The 21,201-nt window shown below is 59.8% G+C and carries 17 protein-coding genes; 13 read left to right on the top strand and 4 right to left on the bottom strand.

Translation table 11 applies throughout. The features are described 5' to 3' along the window. Positions 1-42: 42 nt before the first annotated feature. The gene (locus PQR62_RS00205) at positions 43-525 is read right to left on the bottom strand and encodes a hypothetical protein (protein WP_408154651.1); all 483 of its coding nucleotides are present in this window, start codon (positions 523-525) and stop codon (positions 43-45) included. 425 nt (positions 526-950) lie between these two features. On the opposite strand from PQR62_RS00205, the gene rpsO reads away from it, so the two are divergent. Next, the gene (gene rpsO / locus PQR62_RS00200) at positions 951-1,220 is read left to right on the top strand and encodes a 30S ribosomal protein S15 (RefSeq protein ID WP_408153575.1); all 270 of its coding nucleotides are present in this window, start codon (positions 951-953) and stop codon (positions 1,218-1,220) included. Between the two features lie 35 nt (positions 1,221-1,255). Here the strand turns inward: rpsO and PQR62_RS00195 are convergent, their stop codons facing one another. After that, the gene (locus PQR62_RS00195) at positions 1,256-1,492 is read right to left on the bottom strand and encodes a hypothetical protein (protein ID WP_408153573.1); all 237 of its coding nucleotides are present in this window, start codon (positions 1,490-1,492) and stop codon (positions 1,256-1,258) included. A gap of 131 nt (positions 1,493-1,623) precedes the next feature. On the opposite strand from PQR62_RS00195, the gene pnp reads away from it, so the two are divergent. Together pnp and PQR62_RS00185 are read left to right on the top strand one after the other, a co-directional pair. Next, positions 1,624-3,756 carry a polyribonucleotide nucleotidyltransferase gene (gene pnp, locus PQR62_RS00190; protein ID WP_408153571.1) on the top strand — a complete coding sequence of 711 codons (2,133 nt, stop codon included), beginning with the start codon at positions 1,624-1,626 and terminating at the stop codon, positions 3,754-3,756. A 478-nt stretch (positions 3,757-4,234) separates the two neighbouring features. Further along, on the top strand, positions 4,235-5,539 hold the full coding sequence (locus PQR62_RS00185) for an NAD(P)/FAD-dependent oxidoreductase (protein ID WP_408153569.1): 1,305 nt from the start codon (positions 4,235-4,237) through the stop codon (positions 5,537-5,539). An 87-nt stretch (positions 5,540-5,626) separates the two neighbouring features. Here the strand turns inward: PQR62_RS00185 and pcp are convergent, their stop codons facing one another. Beyond that, a complete protein-coding gene (pcp, locus tag PQR62_RS00180) occupies positions 5,627-6,322 on the bottom strand; it encodes a pyroglutamyl-peptidase I (RefSeq protein ID WP_408153567.1) in 696 nt (231 codons plus the stop codon). 174 nt (positions 6,323-6,496) lie between these two features. Then, positions 6,497-10,123 carry a hydantoinase B/oxoprolinase family protein gene (locus tag PQR62_RS00175; RefSeq protein ID WP_408153565.1) on the bottom strand — a complete coding sequence of 1,209 codons (3,627 nt, stop codon included), beginning with the start codon at positions 10,121-10,123 and terminating at the stop codon, positions 6,497-6,499. Between the two features lie 837 nt (positions 10,124-10,960). Between PQR62_RS00175 and PQR62_RS00170 the strand changes: the two genes are divergently transcribed. From PQR62_RS00170 to PQR62_RS00125, 10 genes are all read left to right on the top strand, one after another. Next, positions 10,961-12,229 (top strand): ABC transporter substrate-binding protein, encoded by a 1,269-nt coding sequence (locus PQR62_RS00170; RefSeq protein WP_408153563.1) that lies wholly within the window; start codon positions 10,961-10,963, stop codon positions 12,227-12,229. A gap of 185 nt (positions 12,230-12,414) precedes the next feature. Then, positions 12,415-13,281, top strand: a complete 867-nt coding sequence (locus PQR62_RS00165) for a branched-chain amino acid ABC transporter permease (RefSeq protein ID WP_408153561.1) — start codon at positions 12,415-12,417, stop codon at positions 13,279-13,281. A 28-nt stretch (positions 13,282-13,309) separates the two neighbouring features. Beyond that, a complete protein-coding gene (locus PQR62_RS00160) occupies positions 13,310-14,359 on the top strand; it encodes a branched-chain amino acid ABC transporter permease (protein WP_408153559.1) in 1,050 nt (349 codons plus the stop codon). After that, complete coding sequence (locus PQR62_RS00155; protein WP_408153557.1) at positions 14,356-15,069, top strand: ABC transporter ATP-binding protein; 714 nt, start codon at positions 14,356-14,358, stop codon at positions 15,067-15,069. The genes PQR62_RS00160 and PQR62_RS00155 overlap by 4 nt, the downstream gene beginning before the upstream one ends. Further along, positions 15,069-15,776, top strand: a complete 708-nt coding sequence (locus PQR62_RS00150) for an ABC transporter ATP-binding protein (protein ID WP_408153555.1) — start codon at positions 15,069-15,071, stop codon at positions 15,774-15,776. The genes PQR62_RS00155 and PQR62_RS00150 overlap by 1 nt, the downstream gene beginning before the upstream one ends. 1 nt (position 15,777) lies before the next feature. Continuing rightward, on the top strand, positions 15,778-15,942 hold the full coding sequence (locus tag PQR62_RS00145) for a hypothetical protein (protein ID WP_408153553.1): 165 nt from the start codon (positions 15,778-15,780) through the stop codon (positions 15,940-15,942). A 152-nt stretch (positions 15,943-16,094) separates the two neighbouring features. Beyond that, positions 16,095-16,706 carry a hypothetical protein gene (locus PQR62_RS00140; protein ID WP_408153551.1) on the top strand — a complete coding sequence of 204 codons (612 nt, stop codon included), beginning with the start codon at positions 16,095-16,097 and terminating at the stop codon, positions 16,704-16,706. Positions 16,707-16,989: 283 nt separating this feature from the next. After that, positions 16,990-18,069, top strand: a complete 1,080-nt coding sequence (locus tag PQR62_RS00135) for a porin (protein WP_408153549.1) — start codon at positions 16,990-16,992, stop codon at positions 18,067-18,069. Positions 18,070-18,257: 188 nt separating this feature from the next. Then, the gene (locus PQR62_RS00130) at positions 18,258-19,934 is read left to right on the top strand and encodes a methyl-accepting chemotaxis protein (RefSeq protein ID WP_408153547.1); all 1,677 of its coding nucleotides are present in this window, start codon (positions 18,258-18,260) and stop codon (positions 19,932-19,934) included. 139 nt (positions 19,935-20,073) lie between these two features. Then, positions 20,074-21,141: a TRAP transporter substrate-binding protein gene (locus PQR62_RS00125; protein ID WP_408153545.1), complete on the top strand. Its 1,068-nt coding sequence runs from the start codon at positions 20,074-20,076 to the stop codon at positions 21,139-21,141. Positions 21,142-21,201: the final 60 nt, after the last annotated feature.

The raw sequence follows: 21,201 nt of genomic DNA, 5'->3' as shown, positions 1-21,201 counted from the left end.
TTTTTTATGCGCTCCGGCTTTTCAAGCGGAGCAAATCCAGATTCAGAATCGGAAGCGCGAATCGTCAAAGCGCGGATCGGGCCCGTTTTCAACTTTGCGCACCACGCCCTGATCGTCGAAGTAGACCGTCATTTCCGAATTCCACACGCCGCTTTCCTTGAAGCCGTAATTCCAGGCTTCGAAGGGAATACGCGCATAACGCGTGACTTCAGTCGGGCGGCCGACTTGTTTCAGAACATCGGCCTTGGTGTCCTGATTCACCTTGATGGCCTGGAATCTTTGCAGGGTCCAGACTTGCTCGTAGGAAATCAGGCGCTGGTCGGGGCCGATGCGCGCCATGTAGCTGTATTGGCCGAAGGCGCCGGGTGCATATTCGAACAGCCTGGTGTTGCCGTCCGGATAAACATTGGTCGGCGGGCCGAGGCGGGCCAGCACCTGTGCTTCGGAATCGCCGGCCGCCGGCGGCGGCGCGAACATCGAAGCGCAGCCGCTCAGTGCCGCCGCGCTCAGCAACACAGCCACCATGGCGGCGCGCGGTTTGAACGAGCACAGGGAGAGGCGTGACCGGGGTGATGAAAAGTGTAGTTTCATGTCTTGTCGTCCTGATATTTTTGTAGGGCATCTGCGGCGTTAAGGCTGCCCGCCGTTCATTGCGTAATTTGCGTAATTGCGTATTGTCGCCGATGTCTGCCATGTTGGCATGCAGGTGTCTCTGCGAGCGGCCCGTGCGGGCCGCTCTGATCGTATCCAGCGGGAAACTTGCCGGTTCGGCATCGTGCTCCTTGGGGCGCTTTTGCGTCTTTACCTACAGGCTCTGCCTAAGTATTTGAATCGCCTGATTTTTTGCTATATACTTCCGCGTCTGGCCATTTAGGCCGGATTCATTTTTTTAGTCACGGTATGCAAGGGTTGAAACTGACTCCGCACACCGCTTGTGAAAGGTAATTAGTATGTCGATCAATAAAGAAGGCAAAGCTGCCATTATCACTGATAATGCACGCGGTACAAACGATACAGGTTCTCCTGAAGTGCAAGTCGCTCTGCTGACAGCACGCATCAACGACCTGAACGGTCACTTCAAAGCACACAGCAAGGATCACCACTCGCGTCGTGGTCTGATCAAGATGGTTAACCGTCGTAAAAGCCTGCTGTCCTACCTCAAGGGCAAGGATGCCGACCGTTACCGCGCACTGATCGAAAAACTCGGTCTGCGTAAGTAATTTTGATCCCACGTCCAAATCATCAGGTCGAGGGTTCATAGCCAGAATGCCTGCGTCATCACTGACGCGGGCATTTTGTTTTTTGCGATTCCGTATTCATGAGCTTGCGGTCGGCGCAGCCCGATAGCCGGGCCTGAACGGATGCTGTTTTCCTTGCCGGGCATGGCGTCGGCGGATTCGCAAATAAGCAGATACGCAGACACGCACTGCAGAAACATCAGCAATACCAGCAATACCAGCATTACCCGCAATACAAGCAATAGCAGCGACATTCACACTATTCGTAAGCCGGCGTCCATGTGGCGGCGGCTGTGGTGAGGTGAACGACAGCGCCTGAAAATCTGTCGGTAAAAAGAAGTACCCGCGACGCACAGCCGGGGCTTCAATAAAGAAAGGAAATACCGTGTTCAATAAAGTTACCAAAACCTTCCAGTACGGCCAGCATCAAGTCACTCTGGAAACCGGCGAAATCGCTCGCCAGGCATCCGGCGCCGTCGTGGTGTCGGTGGAAGACACCGTCATTCTGGCAACTGTCGTGGCCCGCAAGGATGCCAAGCCAGGTCAGGACTTCTTCCCGCTGACGGTTGATTACATTGAAAAGACTTACGCTGCAGGCCGCATCCCAGGCGGTTTCTTCAAGCGCGAAGGCAAGCCTTCGGAAAAGGAAACACTGACTTCGCGTCTGATCGATCGTCCGATCCGCCCGCTGTTTCCGGAAGGTTATCTGAACGAAGTTCAGGTCATCATTCACGTGCTGTCGGTCAACCCTGAAATCGATCCTGACATCCCGGCGATGATCGGCGCTTCGGCAGCACTGTCGATCGCAGGCATTCCGTTCAGCGGCCCGGTCGGCGCTGCGCGCGTCGGTTACATCGACGGTCAGTACGTACTGAACCCGACAGCATCGCAACTGAAGACCTCGCAACTGGATCTGGTGGTGGCCGGTACTGAAACCGCCGTGCTGATGGTCGAGTCGGAAGCGAAACAATTGTCGGAAGAAGTGATGCTGGGCGCGGTGGTGTTCGGTCACGAGCAATCGAAGGCCGTCATCGACGCCATCCACGAACTGGTGCGCGACGGCGGCAAGCCTGAAGTGCAATGGGCGCCGGCGCCAAAGAACGAAGCGCTGATCGCACGCGTGACCGAGCTGGCCGAAGGCAAGCTGCGCGAAGCCTATCAGACCAAGGACAAGCAAGCGCGTACCGAAAAGCTCAAGACCGTGACTTCGCAAGTCAACGAAGCGCTGGTGGCTGACGCTGCCAACGGCGGCGCTGCTGCGGATTCGTCGGAAGTCGGCGGCATTCTGTTCGACCTGGAAGCCAAGATCGTGCGTTCGCAGATCCTGGACGGCGAGCCACGCATCGACGGCCGCGATACACGCACCGTGCGTCCGATCTCGATCCGTACCGGCGTGCTGCCACGCACCCACGGTTCAGCACTGTTCACCCGCGGTGAAACGCAGGCGCTGGTGGTTGCCACTCTGGGCACTGCACGCGACGAACAAAAGATCGATGCGCTGATGGGTGAGTACACCGACCGCTTCATGCTGCACTACAACATGCCTCCGTTCGCGACCGGCGAAACCGGCCGCGTCGGTACGCCGAAGCGTCGTGAAATCGGTCACGGCCGTCTGGCCAAGCGCGCACTGATCGCCGCGCTGCCGGCAGCTGACGAGTTCAGCTACTCGGTGCGTCTGGTGTCGGAAATCACTGAATCCAACGGTTCCTCGTCGATGGCTTCGGTCTGCGGCGGCTGCCTGGCGCTGATGGATGCCGGCGTGCCGATGCAAGCGCACGTGGCAGGTATCGCCATGGGTCTGATCAAGGACGGCAGCAAGTTCGCTGTCCTGACCGACATCCTGGGCGACGAAGATCACCTGGGCGACATGGACTTCAAGGTGGCGGGTACCTCCAACGGTATCACCGCGCTGCAGATGGACATCAAGATTCAGGGCATCACCAAGGAAATCATGCAGGTCGCGCTGGAACAGGCCAAGGAAGGCCGTCAGCACATCCTGGAGAAGATGCAGGAAGCCGTGCCGGCCGGTCGTACCGAGCTGTCCGATTTCGCACCGCGTCTGATCACTATCAAGATCAATCCTGAAAAGATCCGTGACGTGATCGGCAAGGGCGGCGCAGTGATTCGCGCGCTGACCGAAGAAACCGGCACCCAGATCGACATCAGCGACGAAGGCGTGGTCACCATCGCTTCCGTCGATGCCTCCGCAGGTCAGGAAGCCAAGCGCCGCATTGAAGAACTGACTGCTTCGGTTGAAGTGGGCAAGGTCTACGAAGGCACCGTGCTGAAGCTGCTGGACTTCGGCGCCATCGTTCAGGTTCTGCCGGGCAAGGATGGTCTGCTGCACATCAGCCAGATCGCCAACGAGCGCGTCAACGCCGTTGCCGATTACCTGAAGGAAGGCCAGCAAGTTCGCGTCAAGGTTCTGGAAACCGACGACCGCGGCCGCCTGAAACTGTCGATGAAGGCAGCTCAGGAAGGGTCTGATGCACCTGCTTCGCAAGAAGTATCGCAATAAGCTGAACCGAGCGAGGCCTGTCGCGCCTGGCCGCATCATCGGAATCATTGATGCGGCGAGTGCGGCGGCAGGCTGAAGCGATCGGCCTGATCTGCGTTGAAAAGTCCCCCGGAATCTCTGGTTCCGGGGGATTTTTCTTTTGGAATTTAGCAGATAGTTTGTTGCCATCTTTGCTCGCGGCTTCGCGATTTTTGAGCGGCACAAGACGGTTTCGAACCAATTACGTACAATCCTGTCTGGTTTGATATGGATCAAGGTCTGGCAGTTTGTCTGCAAGGGTCTTGCAAGCAATGAATGCAATGCCGGCAAGGCGCTGAAAAATACAAGCACGGTCCATGGCAAGCTGCCTGAAGAGAAGAAGGGGACATAACCCGTCGCGGGATCAGAAGTTGGACATCAGCTTCGGAGATCAACGGTATTGCGGCAACGCACACCGGCGCGGGAGCGAACAAGAAAATCCACTCTCGAAAGGAATGCAATGCATCACGTCGTCATCATCGGATGTGGTTTTGGCGGGCTCGCCGCCGCCAGAGAACTGGCTCGGGCGGACGTCCGCATCACGCTGATCGATCGCAGCAATCACCACCTGTTCCAGCCCCTGCTGTATCAGGTGGCGACTGCCGGTTTATCGGCGCCGGCGATCAGCGCTCCGATCCGCAGCATCCTCGCCGATCAGCGCAATCTGACCAGCCTGATGGCCGCCGTCACCGACATCGACGTCAACGGCAAGGCCGTTACGCTGGAAGACGGCACCCGCATCGACTACGACTATCTGGTGGTTGCCGCCGGCTCCACCCACAGTTATTTCGGCCACGACGAATGGGCGCCGCTGGCGCCCGGCCTGAAAACGCTGGAAGACGCCTTCGACATCCGTCGCCGCATCCTGATGGCCTTCGAATATGCCGAGCGCGAGACCGATCCCGCCAAGCGCGCCGAATGGCTGACCTTCACCGTGATCGGCGCCGGCGCCACCGGCGTTGAAATGGCCGGCACCCTGATCGAAATCGCACGCCACACGCTGAGCGGCGAGTTCCGCAAGATCGATCCGCATGCCGCGCGCGTGGTGCTGCTGGAAGGCTCCGAACGCGTGCTGGGCGCTTATCCCGCCGACCTCTCCGAAAAGGCCAGGCTGCAATTGCAAAAGCTGGGCGTGGACGTGCGCACCAGCAGCCGCGTGACCGATATCGATGCCGAATGCGTGCGCTACACCGACGCCGCCGGCGAACAGCGGCTGGCGTCGCGCACTGTGATCTGGTCGGCCGGCGTCGCCGCTTCGCCGCTGGGCAAGGCGCTGGGCGTACCGCTGGATCGCGCCGGGCGGGTGCAGGTCAGCCCCGAGCTGACGATTGCCGGCCATCCTGAAGTGTTCGTGATCGGCGATCTGGCGGCTGCCATCTCCGATGGCAAACCGGTGCCGGGCGTGTCGCCGGCCGCCAAGCAGATGGGCCGCGTGGCCGGTCGCAATATCCTGCATCGCATCGCCGGCACGGCGCTGGAAAGCTTCCAGTATCGCGACTACGGTTCGCTCGCGACCATCGGCCGCAAGGCAGCGATTGCGATGGTCGGCAAGTTCAAGTTTTCGGGGTATGCGGCCTGGCTGTTCTGGCTGTTTGTGCACGTCTACTTCCTGATCGGATTCCGCAACCGGATGCTGGTGATGAGCGACTGGGCCTGGGCGTACATGACTTTCAAACGCAGCGCACGCGTGATCTCGACGCTGGTGCCGGATCATCCGGTCGATGCCAATGGCGAGCGCAAGCCGGTTGAGGCGGCGCGCGACTGATTTGCCAGTGGGCCCGATGCTGGCCGCAGCAGGCCGGCGTCACCAGATGAAAGAGGCCGCATATGCGGCCTCTTTTTTTGTCAAAGTTTAAATGGGAGCCCATTCCGTGCAGGCCCGGATTGCTGCGCGCAGCCCACGGATCATGGTCTCAAGCGCGATGCTAGGCGGAGCATTCCCAGTCCCGGCATGCGCGACCTGCTGCGGCAAATAAGGCAGGTGGATGAAGCCGGCGCGCACGCGATCCGGTTCGCCGTGCAGATCGAGATGATGCATCAGTCCGTAGAACAGATGATTGCAGACGAAGGTGCCGGCGCTGTTGGAGATGGCGGCCGGAATGTCTTCTTCGCGCAGCGCTTGCTCAATGCGGCGCAGCGGCAGAGTCGAAAAATAGGCTGCCGGGCCGTCGCTGCGGATGATGCTATCGCGCGGTTGATGGCCGGCGTTGTCGGGGATATCGGCATCGTCGATATTGATCGCGACGCGTTCGAGTTGAATGCCGCTGCTGCCGCCTGCCTGACCCACACAAATGATCAGCGCAGGCCGATGCTGGCTGACGGCGCGGACGATTTCATCGACCGCCATGCCGAACACGCAACTCAGCTTCAGCGTCTGCACCTGCGTGTGGCCGCAGCGCCAGTCTTGCAGACGCTGCACGGCTTCCCACGATGGATTGATGCGCTCATTGCCGAAAGGCTCAAAGCCGGTCAGCAGTGCGGTTTGCGTCAATGCAGGGAGCAATTTGCCGGCGCCGCCAGCGGCTGATGCTTGAGGCTTGCGGTTCATGAGGCCATCCTATGTGAATAAAAAAGCGGCATTATCGCCGTCCGCAGACGATGATAATGCCGCAAGGACACTACTTCCAGGGAGTGTTGCTGTGCGGCGCCGACAGGCGCCGATTCCTTTCACGGTTGACGGCCGGCTCGGTCAATCGTCCGAGTCGGCCGTTTGCCTCACGACTTACTTCGGGGTGCCATAACCACCGCCGCCCGGCGTTTCGATCACGAAGATTTCACCGGCCTGCATTTCGGTGCTGGCGACAAAGCTGAGCTCCTGTTGCGTGCCATCGTTGCGGATCACCAGATTGCGGCCGCACTTTCCGCTGCCGCCGCCGGCCGCGCCGAAAGGCGGGACGATGCGGTTATTGGAAAGAATCGACGCCGTCATCGGCTCCAGGAAGCGGATCTTGCGGATGCCGCCGTTGCCGCCATGCCATTCACCCTTGCCGCCCGAACCCGGATTGATTTCATAGCTTTCCAGCCGTACCGGATAACGCCACTCCAGAATTTCCGGATCGGTCAGGCGCGAGTTGGTCATGTGCGTCTGGACCACATCGGTGCCGTTGAAACCGTTGCCGGCGCCGGAGCCGCCGGAGATGGTCTCGTAGTACTGATGCTCGCCGTTGCCGAAGGTGAAGTTGTTCATCGTGCCGGGCGCCGATGCCATCACGCCGAGCGCGCCATACAAGGCGTTGGTGATGCAGCTTGAGGTCTCCACATTGCCCGACACCACCGCCGCCGGGTAATGCGGATTGAGCATCGAGCCTTCCGGAATGATCACGTTCAGCGGCTTGAGGCAGCCGGCGTTCAGCGGAATCTCATCGTCCACCAGCGTGCGGAACACATACAGCACCGCCGCCATGCAAATCGCGCTGGGGGCGTTGAAGTTGTTGTTCAGCTGCGGCGAAGTGCCGGTGAAGTCGATGTCGGCGGTGCGTTCGGCATGGTTCACGCGGATCGCCACCTTGATCACCGCGCCGTTGTCGAGCGGGTATTCATAGGTGCTGTCCTTGACCAGCGTGATTACGCGGCGCACTGCTTCTTCAGCGTTGTCCTGCACGTACGCCATGTAGGCTTGCACCACTTCCAGGCTGAAGTGATCGACCATCTTCAGCAACTCATCCACCCCCTTCTGATTGGCGGCGATCTGCGCCTGCAGGTCGGCCAGATTCTGCGGAATATTGCGCGCAGGGTAGGGGCCGGAACCGAGCAGGGCGATGGTTTCCTGTTCCAGGAAACGACCGGCGCTGACCAGCTGGAAGTTGTTGATCAGAATGCCTTCTTCTTCCACCACCGTGCTGTCGGCCGGCATCGAGCCCGGCGTGATGCCGCCGATGTCGGCATGGTGGCCGCGCGAGCCGACGTAGAACAGAATGTCCTTGCCGTGCTTGTCGAAGGCCGGCGTGATCACGGTGATGTCCGGCAAATGGGTGCCGCCGTGATACGGATCGTTGAGCATGAAGACATCGCCCGGCTGCATCTTGCCGGTGTTCTCGCGGATGATGGTGCGGATGCTTTCGCCCATGGAGCCGAGGTGCACCGGAATGTGCGGCGCGTTGGCGATCAGATTGCCCTGCGCATCGAACAGCGCGCAAGAGAAGTCCAGCCGCTCCTTGATGTTGACTGAGAAGGCGGTGTTCTGCAGACGCAGGCCCATCTGCTCGGCGATGCTCATGAACAGATTGTTGAACACTTCCAGCATCACCGGATCGGCGGTGGTGCCGATCGCCTTGCGTTGCACGCGCGCCTGATAGCGCTGCAGCACCAGATGGTTGAGCGTGGTGACTTCCGCCAGCCAGCCCGGTTCGACGATGTTGGTGGCATTCTTTTCGGCGATGATGGCCGGGCCGTGCACCACGTCGCCGGGACGCATGTCTTCGCGGCGATATAGCGCAGTATCGTGCCATTGGCCGCCCGAAAACAGCTTCACGGTTTCGGTGGCGTGCAATGCGCCGTCGCGCGGCGGCAATTGTTCGACCTTTTCTTCGCGGTCGCTGGAGACGCCGATGGCTTCCACCGAGATGGCTTCAATCACCATCATTTTTTCCGGCATCAGGAAGGAGTAGCGTTTCTTGTAGGCGCTCTCGAACTGCGCCACCATGTCGTCCAGACTGGCGAAGGACACCACGATCACCGAGTCGGTGCCGTCGTAGCGCAGGTGGACGCGGCGCAGTACGTCGATCTGCGTCGCGCTCACGCCTTGCGACAGCAGATCTTCCGACGCCAGTGTAGCCAGCGCCTGCAATTGCTGTTCCAGCGGCTGGATGGAGCCGGCCGTGAGCGGCAGTTCCATGGCCTGTTCGCGCATCGCGGTCTGATCCGCCAGACCCATGCCGTAGGCCGACAGCACGCCCGCGAACGGATGGGCAAACACGCGTGTCATGCCCAGCGCATCCGCCACCAGGCAAGCGTGCTGGCCGCCGGCGCCGCCGAAGGTGGTCAGGGTGTAATCGGTGACATCATGGCCGCGTTGCACCGAGATGAACTTGATCGCATTGGCCATGTTGCCGACCGCGATTTCGATGAAGCCTTCCGCTACTTCTTCCGGTGTGCGGCGGTTGCCGGTTTCCGTGAAGATGCGCTCAGCCAGCTCGGTGAATTTCTGCACCACGGCATCGCGGTCCAGCGCTTCATCAGCGGCAGGGCCGAACACCTTCGGGAAGTAGGCCGGCTGAATCTTGCCCAGCATGACGTTACAGTCGGTGACGGCCAACTGGCCGCCGCGCCGATAGCTGGTCGGACCGGGATTGGCGCCGGCGCTGTCGGGGCCGACGCGATAACGCGTGCCGTCGAAATGCAGGATGGAGCCGCCGCCCGCAGCCACGGTATGGATGCTCATCATCGGTGCGCGCATGCGCACGCCGGCCACCTGGGTTTCAAACTCGCGCTCGAATTCGCCGGCGTAGTGCGAGACGTCGGTCGAAGTGCCGCCCATGTCGAAGCCGATGATCTTGTCGAAGCCGGCGGTTTCCGCGGTGCGCACCATGCCGACGATGCCGCCGGCCGGGCCGGACAGGATCGAATCCTTGCCCTGGAAGCGATGCGCGTCGGTCAGGCCGCCATTGCTTTGCATGAATAGCAGACGCACGCCATCCATCTCGCTCGCGACCTGATCCACATAGCGGCGCAGGATGGGCGACAAATAGGCATCGACCACCGTGGTGTCGCCGCGCGACACCAGCTTCATCATCGGGCTGACTTCATGCGACACCGAGATTTGCGTATAGCCGATCTCAGCCGCAATCTCGGCCAGCTTTTCTTCATGCGCGGTAAAACGGTAGCCGTGCATCAGCACAATTGCCGCCGAGCGATAGCCTTCCTTATAGAGCGCGCTCAGTTGCTCGCGCGCCGAGCTGGCGTCCAGCTCTTGCACCACGTCGCCGTGGGCGCCGAGGCGTTCGTCCACCTCGATCACTTTTTCAAACAGCAGTTCGGGCAGCACGATATTGCGATCGAACAGGCGCGGACGATTCTGATAAGCGATGCGGAGGGCATCGCGGAAACCGCGGGTAATCAGCAGCACAGTCGGATCGCCCTTGCGTTCCAGCAGGGCGTTGGTGGCGACGGTGGTGCCCATCTTGACCGCCTCAACCTGCGCCGGCGAAATCTTCTCTTCCGGCTTCAGGCCCAGCAAGCGCTTGATGCCAGCAACCGCCGCATCCTTATATTGTTCGGGATTTTCCGAGAGCAGCTTATGGGTAAGCAGGCTACCGTCCGGCTTGCGTGCCACGATGTCGGTAAAAGTGCCTCCCCGATCGATCCAGAATTGCCAGCGTTGATCACCGTGCTCGGTCTGTTGCTGATCCATGATGCATTGCCTTTCCTGATAAGAGCTTATTAAGGTGCATTTCATTTATAAATTATCGACGTTTTGCACATGTAACGTGCGACATAAACCAAATTCTGAGTTGGGGAAATTCAAAGTGTCCTGCTGAATCCCCCGCAAAGCCTTGCTGTTACGCGTTTCTTACTTATTTGATGAACTGGCGAAAATTCAGGCACGCGATTTGCTTAGTAAAACATCGATGATTTGGCGATCATTTGTTTTTTTAAACGTTAATAATTTATTGACATATTATCGATGAAAAGTTTAGGATTCAAGAAAAAAATAAAGGAGATGGAAATGGAATTCGAATTAATTAAGTGAGATGAAGCGTTGCGGCAACGTGCTCCATCACCATTTTCGGATGCCGGTCCGGGCGCGCATGCATGCGTAGCCTGGACGGACATCCAGTTTGTATCTTTTCAAATCCTTTGCATGTAAGTCGATAGTTCGCAACATCGTTGTTGAGGCCGGAGCGGAGAGCCGGCTATGAATAAGCAGCTTGGTCATGAGCCGCTTGGTCATGAGCAGCTTAGTGGCAGTGCGGCAATTTGCCAGGTTTGAAAATGCCGGATCGCAGTCCGGATAACAACGATGATGCGGAAATATGTATTGCGTATTCGCCCAGGACGGTTTTCGTGGAAAACTTCCAGGGAGGGATTGTTGCAAGCTGCGTTTTGGTCGGGTTGGGGAGGCCCGCAAAATCTGACGACAGCAAGGCTTGCAGGGTAGTCGGCAGCTTTGGCTTGCTCCCGCTTGCCGCGGTATGCAGTATGCAGTGGGGGAATTTATCTTGTGTCATTACAAAAGGAGCGTCTCATCATGTTAGGTCACGTTTTCAAACGCGCTGCCCAGGTCGGCCTGGCCCTGTCTTTCTGTATCTCTGCCTATGCGCAGCAGCAGGAAATCAAGATCGGTGTCATCTATCCATTGAGCGGCGCCGCCGCATCGACCGGCGCTGAAATGAAGGACGCGCTTGAGCTGGCGGCCGATATCATCAATAACGGCGCCAAGGGCATTCCCAATCTGCCGTTCTCGGCCGGTGGCGGTCTGCCGAATCTGAAGGGCGCCAAGATCAAACTGGTGTTTGCCGACTCGCAAGGCAATCCGCAAGTCGGCGCGACCGAAGCCGAACGCCTGATTACCCAGGAAAAAGTCGTCGCCGTGGTGGGCGCCTATTTCAGCAACGTGACCGCGACCACCAGCCAGGTGGCCGAGCGCTACAAGGTGCCTTATCTGAACCCGGAATCGTCCTCGGCCTCGCTGACGCAACGCGGCTTCAAGTGGTTCTTCCGCACCACCGCGCACGACGATCTGTTTGTGACCAACTTCTATGAGTTCTTCAAGGAGCTGGAAGCCAAGAAGGGCATCAAGATCAGCAAGCTGGGCGCCTTCAACGAAAACACCCTGTGGGGAAACGAGACCACCAAGCTGGAAACCAAGCTGTCCAAGGACCGTGGCTACGATCTGGTGAAGACCATCGTCTATCCGGCCAAGAGCACCCAGCTGACTTCCGAAGTGCAGTTGCTCAAGGCCGCCGCACCGCAGGTGGTGCTGCAGTCCTCATATCTGGGCGACGCCATCCTGTCGATGAAGACCTACAAGGAACTGGGCTTCACGCCTGACATGATTCTGGCCAACGACGCCGGCTTCATCGATACCGAGTTCGTCAAGACCCTGGGTAAAGACGCCGACTACATCATCACGCGCGACGTCTGGTCACTCGATCTGGCCGCCAAGAATCCGCTGATCAAGCAAGTCAACGATCTGTTCAACAGCCGCTACAAGATCAACTTCACCGGCAACTCGTCACGCACCTTCACCGGTCTGATGACGCTGGCCGATGCGATCAACCGCGCTGCGTCGACCGATCCTGAAGCCATCCGCAAGGCGCTGGCCGAGACCAACATCCCGGGCAACAAGCTGATCATGCCGTGGAAAGGCATCAAGTTCGATGCACAGGGCCAGAACGAATACGGCTCGGGCATTCTGCTGCAAATCATCAATGGCAAGTACTACACCGTATGGCCGTTCGATATGGCGACACGCGACATCGTGTGGCCGATGCCGAAGTGGGATCAACGCAAGTAAGGCGTCGGCAGCGGTAGTTATTTAGGCGGCAGGAAGCTTGCCGTCCGCATCGAAGTTCATGGTCTGCACCGCCGGTCATTGCCGGCGGAGCAGAGCAGCAGCGGGCGGCACGCTTTCTCACTGAGCAATTTTCATCGCAGGCGGCTGGTTGGCGGTGCGTGAATAGTTCGTTAGAGGGAATACATATGTCTTGGGATATTCTGGTGCAGACCCTGGCGTCCGGCTTGTTGATCGGACTGATTTATGCGCTCGTAGCAATCGGCCTGACCCTGATCTTCGGTGTCATGGACATCGTCAATTTTTCGCACGGCGAATTTCTGATGTTCGGGATGTACTCGAGCTTCTGGCTGTTCGCGCTGTATGCGCTTGATCCAATTTTCACCTTGCCGCTGACGGCGCTGTTCCTGTTCGCGCTGGGTGCACTGCTTTACAAACTGGTGATCCGCAAGATCACCAATGCGCCGATGGTGTCGCAGATCTTCACCACTTTCGGCCTGATGATTCTGTTTCGCGGCATTGCGCAGTTCTTCTGGAAAGCCGATTTCCGCACTGTCGAAAACTCGATGGTCAGCGGCCAGGTGTCGCTTGCCGGCATCCAGATCGGCATGCCGCAACTGACCGCCGGCATCGGCGCCATCGTCGTCACCACCGTGATCTATCTGTTCCTCACGAAGACCCGTCTCGGCGCTGCGCTGGAGGCGACCGCCGCCGACAAGGAAGCGGCGCAGCTCATGGGCATCGACTCGCAGAAGATGTTTGCGCTGGCCTGGGGCGTCGGTGCCGCCTGCGCCGGTGTGGCGGGCGCCTTGCTCTCGACCTTCTTCCCGATCTTCCCTGAAGTCGGCGCCAACTTCATCCTGATCGCTTTCGTGGTGGTCAATCTGGGCGGCTTCGGCAGCGTGGTCGGCGCCCTGATTGCCGGCGTGCTGGTCGGCGTGATCGAGGTGATGGGCGGTTTCTTTCTGGGGCCGCAATACAAGATGCTCATCGTGCTGGCGCTGTTCCTGGCGGTACTGATGTTCCGTCCGCAAGGTCTGATGGGCAAGGCCTGATCCGGCCGCAATCAAGAAGAGGATAGACATGCTCAAGAATTCATCCAGCCTGCCGCTTAGCGGCCCCGCAGGCGCCAAGGGTTTCAACAAGGTTCAATTACTGCTGCTGGCATTGCTGCTGCTGGCGCTGGCCTTGCCGCTGTACGTTACCGGTCCTACCCATCTGAATCTGGCGATTCTGATTCTGATGGCGGCGCAGATCGGCGTGTCGTGGAATATCGTGGGCGGCTACGCCGGTCAGGTATCGCTGGGCCACGTCGCCTTTTACGGTATCGGCGCTTACACCTCGGCCATTCTGTTTTCGATCTACCACGTCAATCCGTGGATCGCGATGCTGGTCGGCGGCGTGATCGCCTCGCTGGTCAGCCTGGTGATCGGCTGGTCCTGCTTCCGTCTCAAGGGCCACTATTTTGCGATGGCCACCATCGCCGTGGCCGAGATCATCCAGATCATCTTCACCAACTGGGACTTCGCCGGCGCCGCTGTCGGCCTGACGATTCCGATGGCCGAAGAGGGCTGGAGCAAGATGATCTTCGCCGGCAAGGAGCCTTATTACTACATCGCGCTGGGTTTGCTGCTGCTGACGCTGCTGGCCAACTTCATCATCGAGCGCAGCTATCTGGGCTACTACTTCCGCGCCATCAAGGATGAGCCGGACGCAGCGCGCAGTCTGGGCGTGAGCCTCAGCAAGTACAAGCAGATCGCGTTTGCCGTGAGCAGTTTCTTCACGGCCATGGGCGGCAGTCTGTATGCGCAGAAAGAGTTGTACATCGATCCGACCTCGGTACTGGGCACCGGCATTTCGATCAAGATGGCGCTGGTCTCGATTCTGGGCGGCATCGGCACCTTGTTCGGCCCGCTGGTCGGCGCCGGTCTGCTGACCGCGATTGAAGAAGGCACCCGCACCTTCTTCGGTGGTACCGGTCGCGGTACCGATCTGATCATCTATGCAGCGCTGATCATTGTCATTGCGGTGTACTACCCGAACGGTATTCTGGGTTACATCAAGAGCATGTTTGCCCGTCGTGAAGCGATCAAGGCGCAAGCGAACCACGCTGATAAGGAGGCCGGCAAATGAGTCTGCTACGGGTTGAAAACGTCTACAAGAAATTCGGCGGGCTGACCGCCAACCAGGATATTTCCTTCACGGTGCAGGCCGGTGAAATCGTTGGCCTGATCGGCCCCAACGGCGCCGGCAAGACCACCATGTTCAACTGTATCGCCGGCTACTCGCCGCCGACCACCGGCGACATCTGGCTGGAGGATATGAAGATTTCCGGCATGACGCCGGAGCAGTGCGCGCGCGTCGGCATCGGCCGCACCTTTCAGGTGGCGCGCACCTTTACCAGCATGACTGCGCTGGAAAACGTGATGGTCGGCGCCTTTCTGAACGAGCACAGCGTGCCGGCGGCGCGCCGCACTGCGCAGGAGTTGCTGGACTTCGTCAACCTCGGCCGCTTCAGCGACAAGCCGGCCGGCAGCATGACCATCAGCGAACAGCGCCGTCTCGCGGTGGCGCGCGCATTGGCGGTCAAGCCCAAGCTGCTGCTGATGGATGAAGTGATGGCCGGGCTCAACCCGACCGAAGTGCGCGAGACCGTGGACGTGGTGCTGAAGATTCGCGACCAGGGCACCTCCTGCCTGATCGTCGAGCACGTGCTGGAAGGCATCATGCCGATTGCCAATCAGATCGTGGTGCTGGACTACGGCAAGAAAATCGCCGACGGTTCGCCGCAGGATGTATCCAACGATCCGCATGTGATCGCCGCTTATCTGGGAGATGAATGATGTTGCAGGTGACAAATCTACGCGCCAGCTACGACGGTGTGCTGGCGCTTTCCAAGGTCGATATCGAAGTCAAGACCGGCAGCATCGTGGCGCTGGTGGGCGGCAACGGCAACGGCAAGTCGACCACGCTGCGCGCCATCGCCGGCCTCAACAAGCCGGATGAAGGCAAGATCATGTTCGACCAGAAGGACATCGGCAAGGTGCCGGCCTTCGACCGCGTCGGCCTGGGCCTGTCGCTGGTGCCGGAAGGGCGCCGCATCTTTGCGCGTCTGAGCGTGCAGCGCAATCTGGAGCTGGGCGCCTACACGCGCAGCAGCAAGGAAGAAGTCGCGGCCTCCATCGATGAGATGTATGCGCTGTTCCCCATCATCAAGGAGCGCCGCAGCCAGCTGGCCGGCACCATGAGCGGCGGCGAGCAGCAGATGCTGGCCATCGCCCGCGGTCTGATGGCCAAGCCGCGCCTGCTGTTGCTGGATGAGCCTTCGTGGGGCATCGCGCCCAAGTTCGTGACCAAGGTGCTGGACACGATTCAACTGGTCAATTCCAAAGGCGTATCGATCTTGCTGGTGGAACAGAACCTGCACAAGGCGCTGGCGATTGCCGATTATGGCTACGTGATCCAGACCGGGCGTATCGTGATGCAGGGCAGCGGCGATGAATTACTGAACAACGAAGATATCAAGAAAGCCTATCTGGGAGGTCTTTGACATGAGTTCACGCGCTCATTCCGGTATGCCAGCCGCAGCGTCGTTCGCGCCAGCCACACCGTCCTTGATGATTCCGCTGTTTGCCACGCCGACCATATCGACGGCGGCCGGCTTGCATCAGGCGGTGGCCGGCGCGATGTTCGTCACCGACCAGTTCCCGCCATGAGCCGTTCCATGTCTTAACTCCACTCACTGAATCTGCTTTGCAGCGGTCTGCGCAGACCGTCTGCGAAGCAGGGGATGGCTTCAGTCGGCCTGAGGCCGCCAGTTCAGATTTCCCGCGACGAGCCTGACTCGTCATGACCCGAGGATGATTTTATGTTGACGCATAAATCCCTGTTGGAGGCGTACGTCTATGCAAAAGACAAATGCTGTCCTTCACTGATCGATGACATCTATGAACCGAATGCGGTGCTGAGCATTTCGGTGGCCGGCGACGCCGTGAGTTTTCCGCCGCTGGTGGTCGGCGCGCAAGGGATTGCGCAGACGCTGGTGACCGACTTCGCCACCCGTTTTACCGAATGCCGCACCTATTACGTCTGCGGCCATCCGCCCGATCAGGGGGCAAGCATCAGCGGCTTGCCGTGGCTGGTGCTGATGCGCGACATCCAGAGCTCTGCGCTGCGCATCGGGCGCGGACATTACGACTGGTCCTTGAATCGCTCCGAGGAAAAGAACTGGCGTGCGACTGAAATGCATATTCGCATCGACCGCATGGATGTCATCGAAGACGCCACCGGCAATCTGCTGCCGACGCTGCAGGAGGTGCTGCCGTATCCCTGGCTGTCGCCGCATTTGCTGGACTCGGCCTTTTCCGGTCTGGCCGATCGCAACCGCGTGTTTTCCTTTCTGCGTGAATTCTGTCCGGGCCGTTTCGGCACGACGGCGAATGAGCGCGCCGAGGTGGGCGCAGAGCCAATCCGGGCATGAAGCCGGTCTGCGTTTTCGCAGATGACGCACTGTATTGAACACCGCATGGAGCACGACGCCGTTGTGCAGGACCGGGAGGGCGGCTCCATGAACCAGCAAATTCTCTTTGTCGGCGCCGAGGCAAAAGGCCAATTGTTGAGGCGGCGATAAAGAGCAGGCGCGTATCGGTCGGGGGAGGGGCGCCCGCGAGCCTGGACGGTACGCAGTTTTTACTGCGGTTTCTGCAGCAGTTTTTGCTGCAGTTTCTACCGCAGTTTCTACATCTATCTAACGGGGAATCACAATGAAACACAAAACCTTGGTTGCGGCGCTTCTGGCCGCAGCCGGTATGCAAGGGCTTCCGGCCCTGGCGCAATCGTCGGTGACCATTTACGGTCTGATCGATACCGGCATCGTGTTTGAAAACGGCGGTTCGGCCGGCAGCGTCACCAAGCTCACCAGCGGTATCAGCGGCGGTTCGCGCATCGGTTTCAAGGGGACGGAAGATCTGGGCGGCGGCATGTCGGCCGTGTTTCTGCTGGAAACCGGCTTCCAGAACGACACCGGCGCACTGGGACAAGGCGGTCTGCTGTTCGGCCGTCAGAGCTATGTCGGCCTGAACGGCGGCTATGGTTCCATCACCGCCGGCCGTCAATACACGCCGCAATATCTTACCTTGTCGATGGTGGATCCCTTCGGCACCGGCTACGCCGGCGATGCCGCCAACCTGATGCCCAATACCGGCAACGGCGCCAGCCGCATGGACAACACCGTGAAGTACACCTCGCCCAAGCTCGCCGGCTTCACCGGCGAACTGGCTTACGGTTTCGGTGAAGTTGCAGGCAGCACCAAGGCCAGCAGCCAGCTCGGCGCAGCGCTGGGCTATTCGAATGGTCCGCTCAATGTGCGTCTCGGTTATCACGGTCGCAACAACGATACCGTGACCACCTCGACCAGCACCGGTCGCAGCACCTTGCTCGGCGCGACCTATGACTTCGGTCCGGTCAAGCTGCATGCCGCCTATGGCATCAACAAGGGCGTCAACAGTTCGCCGCTGCGCACTGCGGGCAATCCGTATGGCACGGCGATTGCTCCGGTAGCGTCGACCGACAGCGCCGACATGCTGATCGGCGTGACGGTGCCGTTCGGCGGTGTGCATACCTTCCTGGCGTCTTACATCCGCAAGGATGACAAGACCTCGTTCAACCAGGATGCGGATCAGTTTGCCGTCGGCTATCGCTATGCCTTGTCCAAGCGTACCGATCTGTACGCCATGTACGCGCATATCAACAACAAAAACAATGCCGGTTACACCGTCGGCAGTTCGATTGAATCAGGTAGCGGGAGCAGCGCCTGGAACCTTGGCATCCGCCATACGTTCTAGGACCAATCTGCGAGGCGATACCTGAGGGCGTGACGGGGAGCGGGCCCTGGAAAACCGCTCTCCGTCGCTTCTGCGCCTCGCAGGCCTGATTGCCGGAGGTTCTGATCTTGAGGGGAACCGCCGGCCAGGTGCATCAGCTGAGACCGCCGCGATTGTCTTTGTATCTTGAGCATCGAAGGGGTAGGGAAATGAAGAAATTGACTGGGCTGAAAATCGGGCAACGTCTCGGCGTTGGATTCGGGGTGGTCATCCTGTTGATGATTGCGTTGACGATCATCGGCGTGGTGCGGCTGAATCAGATCAACGGCAATATCCGCAGCATTGCCAACGAATATTATCCCCGCACGGTAATGGCCAATTCGGTCAAGAGCGCGCTGGACGAAACCGCGCGCAGCATGCGCAATCTGCTGTTCATGAGCACGGTCGATGAGATCAAGGGCGAAATGGAAGCCATCGATCGCGCCGGCAAGACCATCGACGACACGCTCAAGCAGTTTGCACGCGATACGCATTCCGAGCAGGGCCGGAAATTGCTGGCGGAAGTGAATGCAGCACGCGAAAAGTACGCGCCGGTGCTGAAGAATTTTCTGGCGGCGGTCAAGGACGGCCAGGTCGAGCAGGCACGCGATCTGATCCTGCCTGAGATCGCTCCCTACCAGGCTGCCTACTTCAAGGCGCTCGACAATCTGATCGCCTTCCTGGCGCAGCAGATGGAGCAAGGCGGACATGAGGCCGAGCAACTGTCGCACGGCGCCAGCGCGCTGATGATAGGCATGGCGGCCATCGCCACCTTGCTGGCGATGATCGTCGGCTATTCGGTGATGCGCAGCATCACGCGGCCGCTCAACGCCGCCATCGGTATCGCCGAGCGCGTGGCTGACGGCGATCTGACGGTGCGCGTGGAAACCGGCGCCACCGATGAAACCGGCAAGCTGCTGCAGGCGCTGCAAAACATGCGCGACGGCCTGGTGCACGCGGTGACGCAGGTGCGCAACGGCTCCGATGAAATATCGGTAGCCGCACGCGAAATTGCCCACGGCAATGCCGATCTGTCGGCGCGCACCGAATCGCAGGCCAGCGCGCTGGAAGAAACCACCAGCTCAATGGTGGAGCTGACCGGCGCGGTCAACCAGAATGCCGAGAATGCGCGCGAAGCCAACAAGCTGGTGGTGAGCGCATCGCAGGTGGCGATGCAGGGCGGCGCGGTGGTGTCGCAGGTGGTCGATACCATGAAGGAAATCAAGAACAGTTCGCGCCAGATCGTGGAGATCATCAGCGTGATCGACGGCATTGCGTTCCAGACCAATATCCTGGCCTTGAATGCCGCAGTCGAAGCAGCGCGCGCCGGTGAGCAGGGCCGCGGCTTTGCGGTGGTAGCCTCTGAAGTGCGGGCCCTGGCGCAACGCAGCGCCTCGGCCGCCAAGGAAATCACCAGCCTGATCCAGAACTCGGTGAAGAAGGTGGACGCCGGCAGCGCGCTGGTTGACGATGCCGGCAAGACCATGGAAAACATTGTCACCAGCGTCAAGCATGTGGCCGATATCATGGTCGAGATCACTGCCGCCAGCGACGAGCAGAGTGCCGGCATCCAGCAGGTGAATCGCGCCATCGGCCAGATCGATGAAATGACGCAGCAGAATTCGGCCTTGGTGGAGCAAGCCGCTGCCGCCGCGCAGAGCATGCAGGATCAATCGCTGGCGCTGGGGCGTGCGGTGTCGATCTTCAAGGTTGAGGCCGGCTTGGCGAGCGGCGCCGGCAGCATGGATGTGATGCCGCCGTCAACGGAAGTTCAGCCGCCGCTGCTGCGCGAGGCTACGCCGCGACGCTTGGGTAGTCGCACTGCTGCGCGCTGGTTGCGCGGCTGAGTCGGCGATCGGAAAAATTCGGAGGAGACGCCGCCAGGCTTCGCTAAAACAGTGCGCAAGCTGCGATCGGAAGTCAGGCAAGTATTCAATTCAGAGTCGTCATTTCAAATCAGCAGGGCATACTTTCAGGGAGCAGGCCATGCATCAATTTTCATTACGTTCGTTAACATCCCGCGTCTTTCAACTTCAGCGCGGAGTAGCGCGATTCACCATTCCAGCGCGCATCGCCAGACTGGCGCTGCTGAGCGCCGTACCGCTGGCATTGCTGCAGGCCGGCATGGCGCAGGCACAGACTTCTGCCACGCCGGCACTGCGACTGATCAATGAATATCCGGCAACGTCGGTGACGGCCGCAGCCGATCTTAAATTCGCCGAAGAGGTGCGCAGCCTGTCGGCCGGCAGCCTCGCCGTCACGACCTTGCAGGAATCCGCCAATACCTTCAAGGGCAAGGATCAGGTGGCGGCGGTGAGCGAGCGTCGCGTCGAGATGGGCACCTTGTTTGCCGGCATACTGGGCACCAGCGATCCCTTCTTTTTATTGTCTTCGCTGCCCTTCGTGGTCAAGGACTTCGCCCAGGCCGAGGCGCTCTTCAAATGCGCGCGGCCCGAGCTGGAGCAGCATCTGGCGAGCCTGAACCTGCATCTGCTATATGTCACGCCCTGGCCGCCGTCGGGCATCTGGTCGGCGCAGCCGGTCACCGATCTGGCCAGCCTCAGGGCGCTGCGGATTCGCACCTACGACGATAACAGTCGCGGCTCCTTTGCGCGCCTGGGCGCCTTCAGTGTGAACCTGCCGTTTTCGGCGGTCGGTCCGAGACTGGCTTCGGGCGATCTGAATGCGGTCTTGTCTTCCGGTGACGGCGGCGCCGGCAACAAGCTGTGGGAGCATCTGCCCAATTTCACGGCGGTCAACTACGCGATTCCGCTCAGCTACACCCTCATCAACAATGATGCCTGGAAGGCCTTGAGCCCTCAGCAGCAAGGCATTCTGAGTCAGGCTGCAGCGCGCATCGACGCCAACGGCTGGAAGACGGTGAAGGATCGCATTGAGGTCAATTACGCGCGCATGCGCGAACATGGCATGCGGCTGAACCTGGCGCCGGCCGAAAGCGTGACGCGCGGCTTGCGCCAGGCCGGCAATGCGCAAACGGATTCCTGGTGGCAGCAGAATGACGGCGCGGGGATTCGGGCGCGTTGCCTGAAATGAGGCGGGCGCGCAATGCATGAGCCGCAGGCGAGATGGCATTTGCGTATGCCGCTAGCTCGC

Origin of the sequence: Herbaspirillum lusitanum, assembly GCF_046025995.1 — a bacterium.
GTDB classification, from domain to species: Bacteria; Pseudomonadota; Gammaproteobacteria; order Burkholderiales; family Burkholderiaceae_D; genus Herbaspirillum; species Herbaspirillum lusitanum_A.
The sequence above is the reverse complement of the archived record's forward strand: the minus strand, read 5'-3'. Positions and strand labels throughout refer to the sequence as shown.